This window comes from Sessilibacter corallicola (genome assembly GCF_021290925.1).
In the GTDB taxonomy this organism is placed as follows: domain Bacteria; phylum Pseudomonadota; class Gammaproteobacteria; order Pseudomonadales; family Cellvibrionaceae; genus Sessilibacter; species Sessilibacter corallicola.
In genome coordinates, this window is sequence record NZ_JAJSLX010000005.1 from 71797 (window position 1) to 89918 (window position 18122).

Genomic DNA, 18122 nt, shown 5'->3' on the forward strand with positions numbered 1-18122 from the left:
GAAAATATAAGTCGTTAGAGTAACAATTTCAGGTTTTCTTACGGTGACTATGATCAATTTGCGCAGTCAAACTCTCAATAACATATGTCTCCAAGATTATTAACAAATTTGTTCTGTGGGGTTGAAAAAAATATCAAATGAAGCCAAGAATATAAAAATAGTCTCTTTTATGAAATTGCGATGTGAGTTAAACCCGTTATTTTTATAACGTTGTACAGAGACCACAGTTAGCTCCTTATGGGTAAACGTTATGGAACGAAAAATTACTGTGCCTGCTGGTTATGTGCGCCAATTGCTAAAATTGGTCGACGAGCAAGGGTTGAGTGTCGATGAACTGTTAAGTCACGTCGGCATTAATGCCGAAGAAATCGACGCAAAAACAGAATTTCCAGCGGATAAATTCGGTGCTTTATACCAGAGTATTTACTACATTGCCCAAGATGAATTTTTTGGCCTAGCCAATGGCGGCAAAGTACCCAATGGCACGTTTCGAATGATGTGCCATTGCATTATTCACTGTGAAACCCTAGGTAGAGCCGTTTATCGAGCCAGCGATTTCCATGAAATCTCCCGTGGTACGTCGGTAAAACCGCTGCTGACGCGAAAAGGTCGGTACGCCAAAATCAGTTTTACGACCACCGAAGCCGCCGACCAACCCTTGGATCAAATCTTCCACAACGAAAACGCCATTCGAATTCGAACCTCTCTGTCGATGTGGCATCATTTTTTGTGTTGGTTGATTGGTAAACGTTTGGAGCTGAAAGCTGCGTATTTTAGCTTTGCCGAACCCGACGACGTCAGCCAGTACAGAACCTTATTTCAGTCCCAAGTGCGCTTTGATCAGCACGACAACGCGATTGTTTTTCCGGCGAATTATCTGGATTTTCCCATCGTTCAAACCCCAGAGAGCTTACGCAGTTTCCTAAAAACCGCGCCCTATCAGTTGATTGTGATGGTCGATGACGACGCCAGCTTAAAATCCCAGGTGGTGGCGTTGATTGGCAAAGATTTCAGTCAGGTGCTGCCGAGCGCCGAGGAAGTCGCGCACCGGCTGCACATGTCGGTATCGACGCTGCGCCGACGGCTGCTCGAAGAAGGCGAGTCGTATCAGCAAATCAAAGATGAGTGCCGCAAGGTGGCGGCGCTGAATTACATGAATTCCCCACAGCTGTCGATCAACGATGTCGCTGGCCTTATGGGTTTTGAAGAGCCCTCGGCATTCTTCCGGTCGTTTAAAAAATGGACGGGTATGACTCCGGGCGAGTACCGTCGCAGTGATGTCTATTGCCAGCGCATTCCCCAATAAGGCAGTTTTGTTAGTGATTGATTTTTATAATAATTTTAAAGATTGACTGATTTTGTTAATGATTAAGGGCTGAATTGTTATTGTCGCAATTGGCTGATTTACAACAAGATTAGGTCTAAACCTTACAACAATAATTCCGTGTGTCTCAGCCAGTATTGGAGCAAACCATGAGTGATTACCGCTATCCCTATCAAGACGGCATTTTCGTATTAAACGAGTTGATCGGTCTTGAACAAATTTGTCACCAAGCCGGCTTAGACGATGTCGCCGATGGCCTCGCTGAGGCAATATTGGACGAAGCAACAAAAATGGGATCGGAGCAACTTGCTCCGTTGAACCGAGTGGGCGATTCCACCGGTGCTACTTTGAAAGACGGCCAAGTTCATGAAACTCCTGGGTTTTCAGACGCTTACCGACACTTCTGCGAGGGTGGCTGGCCGTCGTTAGGGGCCGATCCTGAGTTCGGTGGCCAGGGCTTGCCGGCAGCGCTTGCCGTGGCTGTTAACGAAGTTTGGCAGTCGGCGAATCTGGCTTGGTCGTTGTGTCCACTGTTAACCCAAGGTGCCATTGAGTCGATTTCTGCACACGGCAGCGATCAACTGAAACAACAGTATTTGCCCAAGCTCATCAGCGGTGAGTGGACCGGTACGATGAACCTCACCGAATCTGACGCTGGCACCGATTTGGCGGCGTTAAAAACCCGCGCGGTGCGTGATGGCGATCATTACCGCATTACCGGTCAAAAGATCTTTATTACTTGGGGTGACCACCAAATGACGGACAACGTTGTCCATTTGGTGCTTGCTCGCCTGCCCGATGCACCTGCTGGTGTGAAGGGTATCTCCCTGTTTTTGGTGCCTAAGTTCCTGCTCGATGAAAATGGCAATACCACCGATCAACGCAATGATGCCTACGCGGTATCGCTGGAACATAAGCTCGGTATTCACGGCAGTCCAACTTGCGTGATGAGTTTCGGCGACAACGACGGTGCTATCGGTTATTTGATTGGCGAAGAAAACAAAGGCTTAGCGTGTATGTTCACCATGATGAACGACGCTCGCCAAGGTGTTGGCCTTCAAGGTTTGGCGATTTCTGAACGCGCCTACCAACAGGCGTTAACCTACGCCAAAGAACGTATTCAGGGCACATTGCGTGATGGTTCTCGCATTAGCATCATCAAGCATCCCGATGTGCGCCGAATGCTGATGCAAATGAAATCTTGTACCCAAGCAATGCGGGCTTTGACCTACGTTGCCAAGGCCGAATCCGACCAGCACGCCGCAGAAACCGATCCAGCGGTCAAAGCCAAGCGCAAAGCGCGCGTAGATCTGTACACGCCGATTGTTAAAGGCTGGATCACCGAGCTTTCCCAAGAAATTACCTACCTCGCGGTTCAAGTGCACGGCGGAATGGGCTTTATCGAAGAAACCGGCGTTGCCCAGCATTATCGCGACGCCCGTATTCTGACCATCTACGAAGGCACAACCGGTATTCAAGCCTTGGATTTAATCGGTCGTAAAACCCTTGCCGACGGCGGCGAAGCGTTGAGTGCACTGATCGCAGAAATCAATTCCGATATGTCTGAAATCACCGATCCAAAATTGCAAAGCGTCGTGACTTCCATGCAGGAATCCCTCAGTAACGCAATTTCGGCGCAGCAGTGGATCCTTGATAAAGCCGCAAAAGACGCCAATGTTGCCGGTGCGGTGAGTGTGCACTTTATGATGCTATTGGGTTACTTGTGTGGCGGTTGGTTGATGGCGAAATCGGCCAATCGTGCCTTAAGCCTGCAAGCTGAAGAGGGCGCTGACCAAGAATTCCTAGAATCAAAAATTGTTTGTGCGCGTTTCTACGCCGAACAAATGTTACCGAGAACGGTAAGTTCGTTAAACGCTATTTATTCTGGTGATGAGAGCACCATGGCGTTGAGCGAAGATCAATTCTAGGAGAAAGCCCATGAGCGATTTCGAAAGAGAGTCGATGGAATTCGACGTTGTCATCGTTGGCGCGGGCCCGGCGGGTTTATCCGCCGCGTGCCGATTAATGCAACAAGCGCAAAAAGCCGAAAAAGAATTGACCGTCTGTGTGGTTGAAAAAGGCTCAGAGGTCGGCGCGCATATTTTATCCGGCGCGGTTATTGAAAGCCGAGCGTTGGACGAGCTATTCCCTGATTGGAAAGAAAAAGGCGCACCGTTAAATACGCCGGTTACCGAAGACCAAATCTTTTTACTGAAAAACGAAAACGATTCCGTCAAATTACCCAACGCGATTGTGCCGAAAACCATGCACAACCACGGTAATTATATTGTCAGTCTCGGCAATGTGTGTCGTTGGTTGGCAGAGCAAGCCGAAAGCATGGGGGTGGAAATTTTCCCCGGTTTCACGGCGTCAGAAGTGCTTTACGCCGATGACGGCAGCGTTAAAGGTATTATCACTGGCGACATGGGCGTCGGTGTTAATGGCGAAGAAAAAGACGGCTACATGCCCGGCATGGAGCTGCACGCTAAGTACACTATTTTCTCGGAGGGTTGCCGAGGTCATTTGGGTAAAACACTGATCGAGAAATTCGATCTCGCCGCCGAAGCTGACGCCCAGCATTACGGTATTGGCATTAAAGAGTTGTGGGATATCAATCCCGATAAACACCAACCCGGATTGGTGTTGCACGGTTCCGGCTGGCCATTGTCTGACGACGCCAGCGGTGGTTTTTTTCTTTACCACACAGAAGCCAACCAAGTGGTGGTGGGTTTAATTATTGACCTCAATTACCAAAACCCTCACTTGAGTCCGTTTGATGAATTCCAACGACTCAAACATCACCCAGTGATCAAACAGTATTTAGACGGCGGTAAACGCGTTTCTTACGGCGCGCGCGCAATCACCAAAGGCGGTTTTAACGCCTTGCCTAAAATGACGTTCCCCGGTGGAATTGTTGCGGGTTGTAACGCAGGTACGTTGAATTTCTCAAAAATCAAAGGTACTCATACCGCAATGAAGTCGGGTCTTCTCGCGGCAGAGACCATTTTTGAAGCAATAAGCTCCGGCGATGAAGGCGGCAAAGATTTAACCGCGTTTAAAGAGAAATTCCAAAACTCTTGGCTGTACGAAGAGTTGTTCGGTTCACGCAATTTCGGCCCAGCAATGCATAAATTTGGCCCTATACTCGGCGGCGCATTTAATTTTATCGACCAAAATATTTTTGGTGGAAAAATTCCAATGACCTTGCGCGATAATACCGAAGATTATGCGCAGCTGAAAAAGGCGTCTGAATGCCCGAAAATTATTTATCCAAAGCCCGATGGAGTGCTCAGTTTCGACAAGCTTAGCTCCGTGTATTTATCCAATACCAACCACGAAGAAGATCAACCTTGCCATCTAAAACTGGCCGACCCAGACATTCCGTTGAAACGAAATCTGCCGGATTACGCAGAACCCGCGCAACGTTATTGCCCGGCCGGTGTTTACGAAGTGGTTGAAGATGAAGGTGGCGAGCCGCGTTTCCAAATTAATGCGCAAAACTGCCTGCACTGCAAAACCTGCGACATTAAAGACCCGGCCCAAAATATTCGTTGGGTAGTACCCGAAGGCACTGGCGGGCCGAATTACCCGAATATGTAGCTAGGGCCTGTTCACACTAATTTAATCACACCTGCTGGAGCGTATTTTTTTCGTATTTTAGGCGCAGTGAGTGTGATTTGGTTGTTCCAAATGAACGAACTGCAACACGAAATACGGGAAAAATACGCCGAGCCCCTAGGGTCGCCCCTAAAACACGCCATTCGTTGTTGTTCGTCGCTTATTTAGCGCGCTAAACTGCACTCCTCACGCCTAGACTGACGCGTTTTAGGGGCGACAGGTGCGGTTAAATTAGTGTGAACAGGCCCTAGGAAAATATTCGTCGTTTCCAAAAACCGGAATCGATGTAGCGCTGTTCTTTGGAATACAGTAATTGGTGTAGACGAAGGTACTGATTAAAATCGTTAAAGACTGTCGCTTGGTAGTCTTTTAATGCTTTTGAGTTATCGCCTAATAAAAAATGTCCTATTGCGTTTCCGGCTAAAATTCCGTGATTAAGGGCTTTTGTAATGCCCGCTGAGGTCATGGAATCGTAGCTGGATGCCGCATCTCCCACGGCTAGCCATCGTTGTCCTACGCAATTGGTTAATATTGCCGAGGGCGACACCCGCAAGTGCAAATTCTCAGGCTGATCTAACGAGCATTGAAACGATTCTGTACATTGATTAAAAAACCAGTCGGTTGCCAAAAAATGGTTAAACCAGTCGGCGGGTTGTTTCAGTTGATGTTGTTTTAATGTTTCGGCATCTGTGCACAAGCTGACAATCGCTTGGTTATTGGGTAGCTGACTTGCGTACCACCAACCAACATTTGATGTGCTCACCAATGTGTGACTCGGTCGGTTGTTGGTGTTGCGTGTGTTGTAAAAAGCGCACAACGATAAAACCGAATCGTATTCGTTGCGAGTAACGCCCAGCGCTCTGGCAACAAATCCTCGAATGCCGGTGGCATCGACGACAAAATCTGTGGTTATTTCTTCAAGCGTGGTGTGTTCTGATTTTTTCTGTAAGGTTAGTGTTACTTTATTTGCGTTGGTTTCTACTTTTTTTATTTTAGTATCGTTAATTAATTGAATGCCCAAATTCTGACAACACTGAACTAACTGCTGATTAAAAAGTTTTCTGTTTAAGTGATAACCTTGGCCAACTGGCGTGAATAAAAAATCATTGTAGCCAGGGGTTTTATTTCCCCAAACAGAAATACTGCCTGGGCACGATAAATGTCCCTCGTTTAACAACTCAGAAATACCCAGTTTGGTCAGCGACTCCGTCGCAGCGGGAGGAATGGTTTCACCAATATGAAAAGCTGCAGTATCAGAATCCGTAACAATGTTAATTGAAATCGATAAATCCAAACGCTGTGCTTGTTGATAAAGTGCGAGCGCTGTCGCACAACCCGCTGGGCCGCCACCGATAATATGCACTGATAAAGTCATAACCAGGCTTCTTAGTATTTGTATGAAATGGTTGCCCTGAAATTTATTGCTCAGAGCAACCACGTGTTTTGGTAAAATTAGTTACCGAGAGTTTTTAAAACCAAAAATCTTAAAATTAAGGACCGCAGTTGTCCGGTTTTTTGTAGCCTAACTCTTTTGCCGTTGGCCACACCTGAACAGTATCGCCATCGGTATCAAACAAACTTGAAACTTCAATAAAATTGTTCGAACCGTAATTATTACCGTGTTCATCGCTTACTTGAGTGCCCTGAATAATAAAACCAACCTTGTGCCAATTTTCGACAAAGTCAAAGTAACACTGATAGCGACCTTGTTGTTGTGGGTAAGGGGTTTCAGTTCCTTCGCCGCGAACACTGAATAACAAACCACCGAGGTTCCAAGTTTTACTCTCGTGATTGTAAGTGCACTCGGATTTCGGATAGACCGTTACCGGGCGCTGTGCTGGCCACGACCAATACAAGGTATTGTTACCTTCGGGATTTGGATCGGGTGTGTGGGTTGCGCAGCTGTTGTAATCGGTGTGCCAAGGTTGCGACATAAACTTACACAAATCGCCGGGTTCAACTTTCGCGTTTCTCAATGGAATGTAGCCGACCTCTAAAAAAGGACTGTTTTTATTGGCTTTAGCGTACAGTAATTCCTGTTTATTAATTCGAAACGGACCGATTTCACTCTGCCAATTTTGCGAATACAAATTAACGTCTCGAACAATAAACGTCAGATCAATACCGGGAGAATATCGACCGCCCAAACAATTTTGCAGCGCGTCTTGATCGAGTTTCTCGCCCCGACCTAACGGTGCATTTGAGTCGACGAATTTGTTGTCATACCACTGCGATAACAAAAAGTATTGCGTTTCGGTAACCGACAAAAAGCTCTTCATCGCATCGCCTAACGCCAGCGGCATTTTATAACCTTCGCCATCTTCGTTGTCGGGCGCATCGCTGGTTCCCGGCGGTGATGGTTTGCGAATTAACTGTTTGAAACTCGGCAGTTTCGCTTTCGGGTCGTCACTGGGGGTGATGGTTGCCATAAATTCGTGGCCGTTAATGGCTCTTTGCGGCAAATTGGTATTCCAGCGTTGCAGAAAAGCCGCGTGAAAAACCGGTAACACATCTTGATCAAACTGAGCTTGATAATCGCTCTGAAATCCTTGATTGAATATTTGCGGTTGCAGGTGTAACTGCTGAATCCATGTGTCGTAAACGTCGTCCCAGGTTGAAACCACGTTACGTGTTTGCGGCGCGTAACCGGGATCGGTACACACTACCCAGCCGTGAACCGCCTCAGACATCGAACCGTCTTCAAAAACAATGGTGGCGCACACTGGGCCGTCGGAGGTGTCGTCAAACCAACCGTCATTATCAATAGCACCGGTTAATTTTGGTGGTTTTCCGTCGGTTTCGATGGCGCTAGCGCGGCCGTAACCTCCAGCAACAATTAAACGCCCGGTGTTATTCTCAATAAACATTTCACCCAGTGTGTCGATAGCGCCTAACGGGTTGAACATTGAGAAATGTTCATCGGGAAAACTGGTGGGATAATTCGGTTGTGGGGTAATTTTACCGCTATCGTTAACGTAATTGGGTGTGGTTGAGTTATCGAATTTAGCAACGCTCGGAGAGGAAACTGACACAGCTCTAGGGCCAGCATCAATAACGAGTTTCGTGCGTCGGCACGGATCGTTTAAGTCGTCGCTGTCTGCGTAGCCGGTACTTTTTGGATTGCGGACCGGCGGCGTGTTGTTGTCTTCATAGGCGACGATACCTTCCTCTACTTTTTTTCCTTCATCGTTGATTGAGGTGATTGTGAAGTTGTTGTTTTTCTTGTTGGCTAAATGTACTTGCCAAATAATGTCTTTAATCACCTTTCCATCAACGGTATCGCCAACCTTGATTTCTCGGCCGGGATCATCGCTCGGGTATTTTGTTTGATCTTCTTGATAGGCAAACAGTCGGAACCGTGCGGCTTGTCGTTTTACCGCTTGGTTTGCATCTCGAAAATCGTCTTCGGTGATTGCTGTGTTTTCGGTTCCCGGTTGAATGGGCAGGCCGCCAAACAAACCGGTACTCTTATCGACGACTTCACCCGCAGCGGTTTCTGGGGCGATGTAATAGTCTTCGCTGTTACCGACGCGAGCAAAATTAATACTTGGGTGTACTCTAAAATAACTCATCATCAATTCTCCAGAAACTTAATTATTGTTTTGATTTTCTTGCGACCAAAAATAAATATTTTGGAAGGCGTGACTGATATTTAAATTAGTTGCCGGTAGTGGCTCCAGAGTCATCTTGGGTGGGAATTCCTGGGCGGTATTGTGGCAGCGGAAACAATTATCCATAGTTGTCTGGCGCTGAGTGAATGTTTCGATGGTGGCATTGGAAAGCTTTAACGAACCGGTCAAATTTACCGATCTTCCCGAAGGCGCGGTGAAGCTGTCTGTCGCTAAGTTCATTCCGGGCTCTAAAGCATTTTGCTCTAAAAACCAAATCGCGCCGACCTCAAAGTAATTTCGCCAAACACTGCTGGAATCCAATTGTGAATACACGCTGGCGTTAATGGTTTGTATGCTTTCGGTATTTGAGGTGTTGACGCCTTTGGCGTTACCAAAAGCGTATTGACGACATGCCTGAGTGATGGGCGAGAGCGTTTGTTTGCGTTGGTTGAGCGTTAAATTGCTAGCGGCGGCGTTAACGTTACAGTCACCGAGTTTGGTGCCAGCGGTGTAGAAGGTGTAGTCGTCTGTAGAGACTACTTGTCCTAACGTTGTACCATGAGGCACATCCGGCGCATTGCGCTTGTGTTCAAAGGTTGCCCAAATCATTTCCGGGTGGCCTTCAACGATGCCGCCAATATGAAAACCAACCAGAGCTACGGTCACCGATTTTGATTTATCGGGATTAATAACGATTTTTCCGTTTTTGTTTTCAAGTTTGGCAACGGTGGTTTCCATGGTGAACATATCGGAAACCTCATCGTCACTGTCGACAATTTTCCACGAGGCTTTTAATTCCAGCGCTCCTTTCGTGCCATCAATTGGAAACGCCGTGGTAGGGTCCATACTTCTAACATTGGCGGGATCAGTTAATTGATTTGAGGTAATAAAATTTTCGAAAGTAGAATTAATGTACTGAGAGTAATACACCGCTTTGCCGTTGTGATCGACAAAAATTCCGTCAGTGCCTGCTTGTAAGTATTCGTCAAAACTTTCTGTGCCAGGACTTTTGGTCATGCGAGGCAAAAAACCTCTGTGTTCCATACCCAATAAAGATTGTGGCGAGTTAAAACTCAAAAAACGTGGCATTCCGTCTTCTTCTTGGGTAAGCCACAGAAACATTTGCCAAGACCACTGATGAAACTCACAGTTACTGGAACTGCTAAAGGCCGCATCGTTGGGGCGTGGTGTTTGCGAATGCGGAAACCATTCTTCAAGGGCTGGGCATTGGTCGGCGAAGGAGGCGTGGGTAAATAATAATCCTGTAGTTATTACCGACAGCTGGGTAATTTTTTTTAACGGTTGATAGCTAATCATAGAAGGTGTCCAGGGGATTTCTGTGTTGTAGTAGTGTTGAAAATCTGGATGTTGGTTGAGAACAGCATCTATAAATTTAGCAGTTGGAATGAATAATAAAAATTACGTGTTATTACAAGATAACTCGATAGTTATAGAGTGGAGTGAGTATTGGTCGGAGGCAAAAGTTTCTTATTCAATAAGAAAATAGATTTTAAATTTATTATCGTAATTTGGTTTTTCAGGAATTTACAGGAAGGGCTTGTGAGTTAATAATTCTTGGTATTTAGGGCCTGTTCACACTAATTTAATCACACCTGCTGGAGCGTATTTTTTTCGTATTTTAGGCGCAGTGAGTGTTATTTGGTTGTTCCAAATAAACGAGCTGCAACACAAAATACGGGAAAAATACGCCGAGCCCCTAGGGTCGCCCCAAAAACACGCCATTCGTTGTTGTTCGTCGCTTATTTAGCGCGCTAAACTGCACTCCTCACGCCTAGACTGACGCGTTTTTGGGGCGACAGGCGTGGTTAAATTAGTGTGAACAGGCCCTAGTTATTTATGTGGAAAGGTTTTAGACGTGGGAATAATGATCAAATAATTCAATAGAAAATATCGCAACGCATCCTTGTGTTGCGTTTATCTTGTTTTTACTGATGCGGTTTAAAAGCGGCTGTTAATTCGCCACTTCTTTTGATGGGAATACTGTCTTAAATAGCGTGGCTACAAAAAGCGCGCAAATCAGCCACACGGCACAGGCCATAAAAAATAATGCTTTCTCTTGTGGGCAACCGGCCTCTAAACAACTCAAATCTGTGTAGGGGAATAAACCGAGTGGGGTGAATACATGAAAGAAGATAGCGCCCGACATAATACCAAAGCCAATAAGCGCTCCCCAAAACCGAGTTGCGGTGATTAAAATTAAAATGCTTGCGATTAGCTCCGCCGAGCCAATCACTATGCCACCGTAAGCGGTGAAGGCTTCTCCTAGTGCGGGCAAGCCAAGAGAACCGATCCAATCACCAACCGTTGAAAATATATAAACCGTAATGTCTGCCGGTTCGCTGAATATCTCCGCGAATTTAAAGAACAAGGATTGTAAGAATACAAAAGCAACGAACAGGGCGAGAATTAAAGGGATATGTTTCTTCATGATAAGTATCGGTTCTTTTATGTTGATTGTAGAGTTTATTGGCTAATTAATTGATGGACAGTGTCGATTGGTATTTATTACACAATAGATTAAATTGAACGGTATTAGTGACTATTTTGTTATTTTTGCTCTTAAAATTCGTTCTTTTTTACCGCTTAATCTGTGTTTGAGTCTCTGCCTTCGTCAAATATGGGCAAAGAGTCATCTAGATGCATCCAGTGAGCTTTGTAATTGGCGTAGATGTGAGCGTTGATGTTAATCGGTAATTTCTCGTCAAATGTGGATATGGCAATTTCGATGGAATCCGGTGCGGAATCTTTTGAACGAAAGCCCAAGCTCGAACCGCATTGGCTGCAGAATGTTCGCACGGTGCCGTTTGCCGCTTTGAATTCTTTTATGAACTCATCTCCCGATAACCATTCAAATTGCTCCACAGCCACCAGAGTTCCAAAAGCCGCACCGTGAAATTTCTTACACATGTTGCAATGACAATGTGCTGCTTGCTTGCTGAACCCAGAAGCATTGAAAGTAACTGCGCCACACAGGCAACTGCCTTTGTAATGTTTGTTCATTGCACCGCACTCGCAAAATTTAAAAATTTACCCAAAGCCCGTGGCTTAAACGCAAAAGAACAGTTCAAAAGCGCTCTTATATCATGACTTGAAGACCAGGCGAAGAAGCGTATTATTAAAATGGGTGAATTCATTACAAGATTGAAGAAAATGTTATAAGTCTCTGCAGTATTATTAGAAATTGCGCAAGCATTTTTGAACGCTGCCGAACTTACTCGACGTTAGAGACTTATCTGAGATTAATTGTCTGCGGTTAATTGATAGTTGAATAACGAGGTGTGTATTAGCAGGAGAGAATATTAAAACGCTTTCTTATTGAAAAGTGGGTGATGCAATGATGAAAATAAAAAAAATGTATAAAAAATTAAATGCACACAGAAATTCATTAATGCAAAAATACAATGCCGAAGACTTACATCAGGTTCGGGTGGGTGTAAGGCGGGTAAGAAGTTTACTTAAAAAAATTCCAACCAAATCTTCTCAAAAGCTCAGAAAGCAATTAAGCCTTCTGATTCAAAAAACCAACCCCGCTAGAGATTGGGATACCTTACTTATTAATGGCGAAACTTATCTAACCAGAGACGAGTATTTAAACGTAAGACCAATTGTTGAAAATTACTGCGTACAATTGCATAACGATGTTTACGACGCATTGAACGAAAACATATGGGATGCTCCCATCGCAAGCAGTAAAACGTATTTACATCGTAATAAAAAAACCTCTGAAGACAATGCGCTGTTATTGTCTGACAACTATGCCCCTGTGCTACTGAGAAAATACATCGTCGCTTATCGCCGGAATCATTCAAATGCGTGGCACGATTTGCGTGTTTCTGTAAAAACGCTGCGTTACCAACTTGAGCACTGTCATTCGCAGAGCAAGTTTCATAAAGAGCGAAAAAAAGCGATGATTGCTCTGTGCAAGCAACTGCAAACCCATTTGGGTGATTGGCACGACAGTGTTGTTCATGAAGCCTTGATTGAGCAATTACTGGAGCGCCGGGATCAATACACGATCGAGACCAATGCGATATTCAATCACTGGAAATTATTGCTTGGCTTGTCGGGTTACGAAAATATTAATCGAGTGAAGCTGTTGTTTGTAAAGCACCGCGACTTATTTAGACAGGATGTGATCGCATAACCAGATTTGGTTATGATTGTGGTTTTAAAATTGCTTTTTGATTGTACCACTGAAAACCACGACAAGGATTGCTTCTGTGTTAAGACGAGAATTTCTATTCGCCACGGGTGCCGTTGGGCTCTCGGCATGTACTGCCTTACCTCAGTCCAGAAAAGAACCGCAATACTACCCCGTTAAATCTTCTTTAGATCGGGTCATTAAAAACGTAGTTGGCTTGCGGCCCTACCGTACTGCCGGTTATCGCCTTGAGGCGGAAACGTTCGATAACAAAAAAATTGTTCATAATTACGGTCACGGTGGTGGCGGTATCAGCTTATCTTGGGGCACGTCTTCGATAGCGACTCAGTTAGCGCTTGAGAGCAGCCCGCAATCCGTTGCTGTCGTCGGCTCGGGAGTGATGGGAATTACCTGTGCGTTGATACTTGCACGCCAAGGTGTGAAGGTAACGGTGTACGCAGCAGAGTTTCCACCCCACACCACATCTAACATTGCCGCCGCACTTTGGTTACCTACCTCCTATTACGACAGAAAAGAAGTTTCTGAAGATTTTTTAGCAAAAGACAAACAAATATCTCGTGCAGCATTAGAAGGCTTTTACGGATACGTGAACCAGCCGGACTACGGTGTTTTCTGGCATGACTATCACTTCTTGTCGCATCGATTACCCAAAAGAAAGCGCGAGTTGCCCGGCGGTAATGATTTGTATCCGCAATACAAGGTTTCTACCGAAAACAACCTGTTTGGATACGCGTATCAAGAAAAAATGAAGTCACTGATGATTGATCCCAGCTTTTATTTACAGCGAATAAAGTTGGATGCGCAAATTTCAGGCGCGACTTTTCAGCGTAAAAAGTTTGGATCACTGCAAGAAGTGTTATCGTTAAAAGAGAATGTCATTATCAACTGCACTGGGTTGGGCGCAAAGGACTTGTTCAACGACGATAAGTTACTGCCCGTGCAAGGCCAATTGACATTGTTGTTACCACAACCAGAAATTAATTATTCCTATGTGGCGGTTGATCCGAACGAATTTTATTACATGTTCCCACGTAAAGGCGCAATAATATTGGGTGGAACCACCATTAGAAATGCCTACAGCACAAAGCCCGATGAAGCGCTCAGCAGAAAAATGGTGAGCGCACACGCAAACTTAGCATCCAGGCTATAACACCAATCAATAAATCCGAGGCTCTTTAAAGAACCTCGGATTTATGCAGCATACTCTTCCAACAACAAATCCAATTGATAACGAAAATGTACTTTGAGGTCGGGTACGGATTTAAACTCCGTATAAAAATGACCAAACGATTTCAGTTTTTCTTGAAATCCCCACAGTGACTGCAACGACTGTTTGTCCAAATTGCTAATGGATGTTGGAGCGTCGTAAAAGTAAGTATAAATCTTGGGTTTTTTATGTTCGATAAATTGCGTGTAGGCGGTATCGAATTCTTCTTCGGTGTATTTCCCGGCCTTAGTTTTAAACAGGCTGACGAAAATATCACTGGATATTACGGCTTTGTTGTATTCGTCTTGCATTCTGGATTCCGACATGCAATCCAAAAAATTCTCCCAGCGTACCACTTTTAGATAAACCCCTTGATCCAGTAAACGGTCACTCTGCTGGCGCACGAACAATTCGAACTCATCGCGTTCACTGGCAAGTTCTTGGGAAGACGCTAAAAATATTTGTACCGTTTTCAACGTTGCAAGCTCGCTTCTCGGTGATTGACTGTTGTTTTGTGGCTCTGACTTATCGCCGGCCCACTGAGGTAAATCAATGCGTAAACCTTCGAGTAATTCCAATACGCTGACTTCGTCGAAATTAATTTCACATTCAACCGTGTAGCGGCCTTTGTCTTTTCGGTGAATTAGTTTTGATTCCTCAAATAAATGCGGCGTGTCAGTGTTTTTACACGTCTCGCAAATGCAGGGAATAAACTTATTAACCTTGTCTTTTAATCCTTCAAAGGAATGGTTAATGGCATCAAGGTCATTGGCGATAACACTGATTAATGCTTTTGCTTGAGAACCTTTAGCGCTCAGGTCAATTTCGTTGCCGGTATTAGAGACCTGTACCAACAATTCAGTGTTGGCTTTTTCGAACACAACGCCGTTGGCCCACGCTAATTCAGGGTGTTTTACAAAGCGATTCATGCGAACCATCAATCGATTGACGATGCCTTTTGGCATAAAATCGTAGTGATAACGCAAGCGAACATCGGGCAGGGAATGTGTTTCCAAATCTTCTGGCATTGATGGCGGCAGTAATTGCGTTGCCAGCCAACTTTGCGGTTGCGTATCTGGCAGGGCGTAACACAATTCAAATTTCACCATTAAGGCTAATAGCTCGCGCAACATGTCTTGGTAATGTGAGTCATTCCAAATTCTTTTGCAATCGTTTAAGTTAAATACGCCACCTTGATGCTTAACAATTTCGTCATCCAATATTTTAAATACCGCCTCGGTGGCCCATTCGTTTTGTAGAATCACCAGCGATTGCAAATTAATGTCTTCTTGAAAGTGCAGGAAGATGCCAAGATCATGAAAGTATTGGCTCAAAAACAAGGCTTTATCGCGATTGTAATCAAGATGTCTAGCGTAAATATCAAAATAGTCCTGCTGGCTGATAAACGGTTTTTCAGTGGCTAGACTTTCTATTTCGTTTCGAATATTGAGCCATTTTTGTGGAACCTTATCACCAATGTGAGGCAACTGTTGGGCGTGATGTTCTACCGCCGATAAAATTCGGTTGGTATCATCGGGTTGTAATAAATCGCTTTCAAAGAAATCTTTAATGTTAGAAAAACGCGATTGGATACCGCGTTTGTCGATGGCCTTGCTGCGACCGCCGATTTGGTTTTGAAACATAATCACGGGGCTGTTGTCGCTCAGAGTTTCTGTGACTTCTAGCCAATATTTAAAGGTTTCGTCTTGTACGGTTTTATCGCTGGTACGACTGCTGTCGACCAAAATATACAATGAGCGTTTGGTCAGAAAAAACTGGTGGGTAGCGTGGTATATATGTTGGCCGCCAAAATCCCAAACATTAAGCCGGAATTCGCGATTGTCACTGATGGGAAATCGAATGGGGTCGATGTCAATCCCTTTGGTGGTTTCTTCATCTTTGGGTAATTCTCGTTTCGGTGAAAACAGTCGTCGGATCAAACTGGTTTTGCCAACACCACCTTCACCAACGACTAACATTTTGGCTTCAAATAGCTGTGTTTCACCTTGAGCTTTTAGCTCGCCAAAATATTTGAGAATAGCTTCCACACCTTGATTAATGATCTCTCTTGGCGGGTGACTGATTGGGCAATCAGAAATATTGATATTACGCGCTTGTTTGATTCGATTGGTACCATCGATTAACTGATAATCTTTAAGCAGATTTAACAGTGACGATAAATCGGTGATCGGATTATTTTGTATGTCCAGATTTTTTAGATTGGTAAGACGGCTTAAAGATGGTAAAGCCGTATCGCCAATTTTGTTATTGCCAATAATTAACGCCGTTAGGTTTGTGAGTGCCGACAGCTTTTTAGCGCCTTCGCTGCCGATTTGGTTGCTGCTTAGGTCTAAACATTTAAGGCTGATCATTTGCGCGAGACAACGTGCGCCTTCGGCGCCAATTTTATTGCTGTCTAAATACAGTGTGCTGAGTTTTGGTAATTGCGATAAACTTTTAGCGCCAAGATCACCGATATCGTTATTGTATAGATCAAGAATAGCCAGTCGTTTTAATTCGGAAATTGCTGCTGCGCCTGCATCGCCAATTTTATTGTTGGATAAATACAAAGAATGCAGTTTTGTTAGTGACGATAATGCTTTGGCACCTTCTGAACCAATTTTATTGTAACCGAGTCTTAGAAAAACCAAATTTTGCAAAGCGGCGAGAGATTGGGCGCCTCGGTCATCGATATTGTTGTTCGATAATACCAGCACTTTTAAATGGGTGAGTGAAGACAGTGCAGTTGCACCTTGATTGCTGATTTTATTGTCGGATAAATCCAGTGACGATAAAAGTTTTAATCTTCCTAAAGATAACAGTGCATGATGAGGATATTCCAGATTAAACCCGTGAATAGCCAACGATTGTATATTGGGCAGTGAATCAACAATGAGTTCAATTGAAACGTAACCATCCAGCAGTTTGATGACAAAATCAAACGAATCAAAATCTTTTAATACCGCATTTTTGTAGACGACTAAGCGTCGGCAATGAGGATACTGAGCCAGTAATCCTTTGAGTTTGTCGGACGTTGTTTCTACTTTTATCGGTTGTTCTGCCATATTTCTATTATCTGTATTTCTGCAATCGATTTTTCAGCTCACCATACTCATACGAGTAAAGGTTATTATCACTAATACTAAAGCGTGGTTAGCTGATCATCTTATAGAATTGGTGGCTGGAATTGGGTTACAAATCTTTCAAGAAGGCTTAATTCTTACGCGTTCTTAGATCAATTTGTACAGTCGGAAATTAAAATCAAAGGAATTTCGACTAAGAACAAAAACGTACATGATTCGAAGTCGTTAAATGCTATGGTGTTGGTATTTTGATCAGATAATCACGTGGAGATATTACTTTATTGTTAATAGCGAAATATTTAATTTTAAGTTGAGTGTATAAAAAGATTGCCAATGCTCAACCGGATTTTCAACCATTCTGAATTTACTGCCTATATTAGCGATTTATATTCTGATTGCTCATTAGCGCTCGTGTATAAAATTTCATTGTTATCTAATTATCTTTAAAATCGATTTTACATTTATAAAAATAATATTGTTGGTTTGAATTGTTGGGGTTTTTTATCGCTTTATTTTATCGGTGTTTATGTTTGCTTTTGTTTTATTTATTTATTTGAAAATTACGTTGGTTTGTAAATTAAATATTTACCATCTTGAATGGCTGTTGTGAGCAATTTTAGAATGCTCGCACCAACGTAAGGCGGGGCAGCTAAATTCATAAAATCTCTCGCTTAATTTCTTTGTATCAATCGAATAGTTAATTAAAAGGAATATCCTATGAGCACAAAAATTGTTCACGCCATGATCGACAGAGCAGGAAAGGTTATTAATGGCAGCAACGGCGGTAACGATATTGAAGTCCATAGGCTTGATGACAAAAGCTACCGCATTATTTTTAAAACTGAATTTATGACGCCACCGACCGTTACGGCTTCTTTGTTTTCTACTGAAATTTACCAAGCGTTTCATGAAGCATCTGGATTTTCTGAACCATCACAAGGTTGTATCATCAGTGGTTTAGAGTTTGCCGACATGACCACTTACGGTTTCTCTGTTTTCTTCCTAGAAGATATGGGTTTCAACTTTATTGCTATTGGCGAGTAAACATTTATTGTTTATTGCGCGCATAAACTGTTTGCTGCCGGCGTTTTATTTT

12 protein-coding genes are annotated in these 18122 nt (G+C 44.0%); 6 read left to right on the top strand and 6 right to left on the bottom strand.

Going from position 1 to position 18122, the window contains the following annotated elements; all coding sequences use genetic code 11:
• The first annotated feature begins 250 nt into the window (after positions 1 to 250).
• From LU361_RS18900 to LU361_RS18910, 3 genes are all read left to right on the top strand, one after another.
• The gene (locus LU361_RS18900) at positions 251 to 1306 is read left to right on the top strand and encodes an AraC family transcriptional regulator (protein ID WP_233090725.1); all 1056 of its coding nucleotides are present in this window, start codon (positions 251 to 253) and stop codon (positions 1304 to 1306) included.
• Between the two features lie 167 nt (positions 1307 to 1473).
• Complete coding sequence (locus tag LU361_RS18905) at positions 1474 to 3252, top strand: acyl-CoA dehydrogenase family protein (protein WP_233090726.1); 1779 nt, start codon at positions 1474 to 1476, stop codon at positions 3250 to 3252.
• A 10-nt stretch (positions 3253 to 3262) separates the two neighbouring features.
• Positions 3263 to 4924 carry an electron transfer flavoprotein-ubiquinone oxidoreductase gene (locus LU361_RS18910; protein ID WP_233090727.1) on the top strand — a complete coding sequence of 554 codons (1662 nt, stop codon included), beginning with the start codon at positions 3263 to 3265 and terminating at the stop codon, positions 4922 to 4924.
• Positions 4925 to 5189: 265 nt separating this feature from the next.
• Here the strand turns inward: LU361_RS18910 and LU361_RS18915 are convergent, their stop codons facing one another.
• The 5 genes from LU361_RS18915 to LU361_RS18935 form a co-directional block, all read right to left on the bottom strand.
• Positions 5190 to 6317: an NAD(P)/FAD-dependent oxidoreductase gene (locus LU361_RS18915; protein WP_233090728.1), complete on the bottom strand. Its 1128-nt coding sequence runs from the start codon at positions 6315 to 6317 to the stop codon at positions 5190 to 5192.
• Positions 6318 to 6432: 115 nt separating this feature from the next.
• Positions 6433 to 8517, bottom strand: a complete 2085-nt coding sequence (locus LU361_RS18920; RefSeq protein ID WP_233090729.1) for a LodA/GoxA family CTQ-dependent oxidase — start codon at positions 8515 to 8517, stop codon at positions 6433 to 6435.
• Positions 8518 to 8532: 15 nt separating this feature from the next.
• Entirely contained in the window at positions 8533 to 9870 is a 1338-nt protein-coding gene (locus LU361_RS18925) for a hypothetical protein (protein WP_233090730.1), read from the bottom strand.
• A gap of 655 nt (positions 9871 to 10525) precedes the next feature.
• Positions 10526 to 11002, bottom strand: coding sequence for a hypothetical protein (locus tag LU361_RS18930; protein ID WP_233090731.1), 477 nt, complete (start codon positions 11000 to 11002; stop codon positions 10526 to 10528).
• A 155-nt stretch (positions 11003 to 11157) separates the two neighbouring features.
• Positions 11158 to 11574: a GFA family protein gene (locus LU361_RS18935; RefSeq protein WP_233090732.1), complete on the bottom strand. Its 417-nt coding sequence runs from the start codon at positions 11572 to 11574 to the stop codon at positions 11158 to 11160.
• Positions 11575 to 11908: 334 nt separating this feature from the next.
• Between LU361_RS18935 and LU361_RS18940 the strand changes: the two genes are divergently transcribed.
• Together LU361_RS18940 and LU361_RS18945 are read left to right on the top strand one after the other, a co-directional pair.
• On the top strand, positions 11909 to 12718 hold the full coding sequence (locus tag LU361_RS18940) for a CHAD domain-containing protein (protein ID WP_233090733.1): 810 nt from the start codon (positions 11909 to 11911) through the stop codon (positions 12716 to 12718).
• 76 nt (positions 12719 to 12794) lie between these two features.
• Entirely contained in the window at positions 12795 to 13886 is a 1092-nt protein-coding gene (locus tag LU361_RS18945) for an FAD-dependent oxidoreductase (RefSeq protein WP_233090734.1), read from the top strand.
• Between the two features lie 41 nt (positions 13887 to 13927).
• Here the strand turns inward: LU361_RS18945 and LU361_RS18950 are convergent, their stop codons facing one another.
• Entirely contained in the window at positions 13928 to 17008 is a 3081-nt protein-coding gene (locus LU361_RS18950) for a COR domain-containing protein (RefSeq protein ID WP_233090735.1), read from the bottom strand.
• 735 nt (positions 17009 to 17743) lie between these two features.
• Here LU361_RS18950 and LU361_RS18955 point away from each other — a divergent pair.
• Positions 17744 to 18070, top strand: a complete 327-nt coding sequence (locus tag LU361_RS18955) for a hypothetical protein (protein WP_233090736.1) — start codon at positions 17744 to 17746, stop codon at positions 18068 to 18070.
• Positions 18071 to 18122 lie beyond the last annotated feature (52 nt).

What these genes read in the sequence shown, in the direction of transcription:
- LU361_RS18935 (WP_233090732.1), bottom strand. Translation starts at nt 11,574, where the DNA reads ATGAACAAACATTACAAAGGCAGTTGCCTGTGTGGCGCAGTTACTTTC.
- LU361_RS18915 (WP_233090728.1), bottom strand. Translation starts at nt 6,317, where the DNA reads ATGACTTTATCAGTGCATATTATCGGTGGCGGCCCAGCGGGTTGTGCG.
- LU361_RS18905 (WP_233090726.1), top strand. Translation starts at nt 1,474, where the DNA reads ATGAGTGATTACCGCTATCCCTATCAAGACGGCATTTTCGTATTAAAC.
- LU361_RS18900 (WP_233090725.1), top strand. Translation starts at nt 251, where the DNA reads ATGGAACGAAAAATTACTGTGCCTGCTGGTTATGTGCGCCAATTGCTA.
- LU361_RS18950 (WP_233090735.1), bottom strand. Translation starts at nt 17,008, where the DNA reads ATGGCAGAACAACCGATAAAAGTAGAAACAACGTCCGACAAACTCAAA.
- LU361_RS18940 (WP_233090733.1), top strand. Translation starts at nt 11,909, where the DNA reads ATGATGAAAATAAAAAAAATGTATAAAAAATTAAATGCACACAGAAAT.
- LU361_RS18920 (WP_233090729.1), bottom strand. Translation starts at nt 8,517, where the DNA reads ATGATGAGTTATTTTAGAGTACACCCAAGTATTAATTTTGCTCGCGTC.
- LU361_RS18930 (WP_233090731.1), bottom strand. Translation starts at nt 11,002, where the DNA reads ATGAAGAAACATATCCCTTTAATTCTCGCCCTGTTCGTTGCTTTTGTA.
- LU361_RS18910 (WP_233090727.1), top strand. Translation starts at nt 3,263, where the DNA reads ATGAGCGATTTCGAAAGAGAGTCGATGGAATTCGACGTTGTCATCGTT.
- LU361_RS18925 (WP_233090730.1), bottom strand. Translation starts at nt 9,870, where the DNA reads ATGATTAGCTATCAACCGTTAAAAAAAATTACCCAGCTGTCGGTAATA.
- LU361_RS18955 (WP_233090736.1), top strand. Translation starts at nt 17,744, where the DNA reads ATGAGCACAAAAATTGTTCACGCCATGATCGACAGAGCAGGAAAGGTT.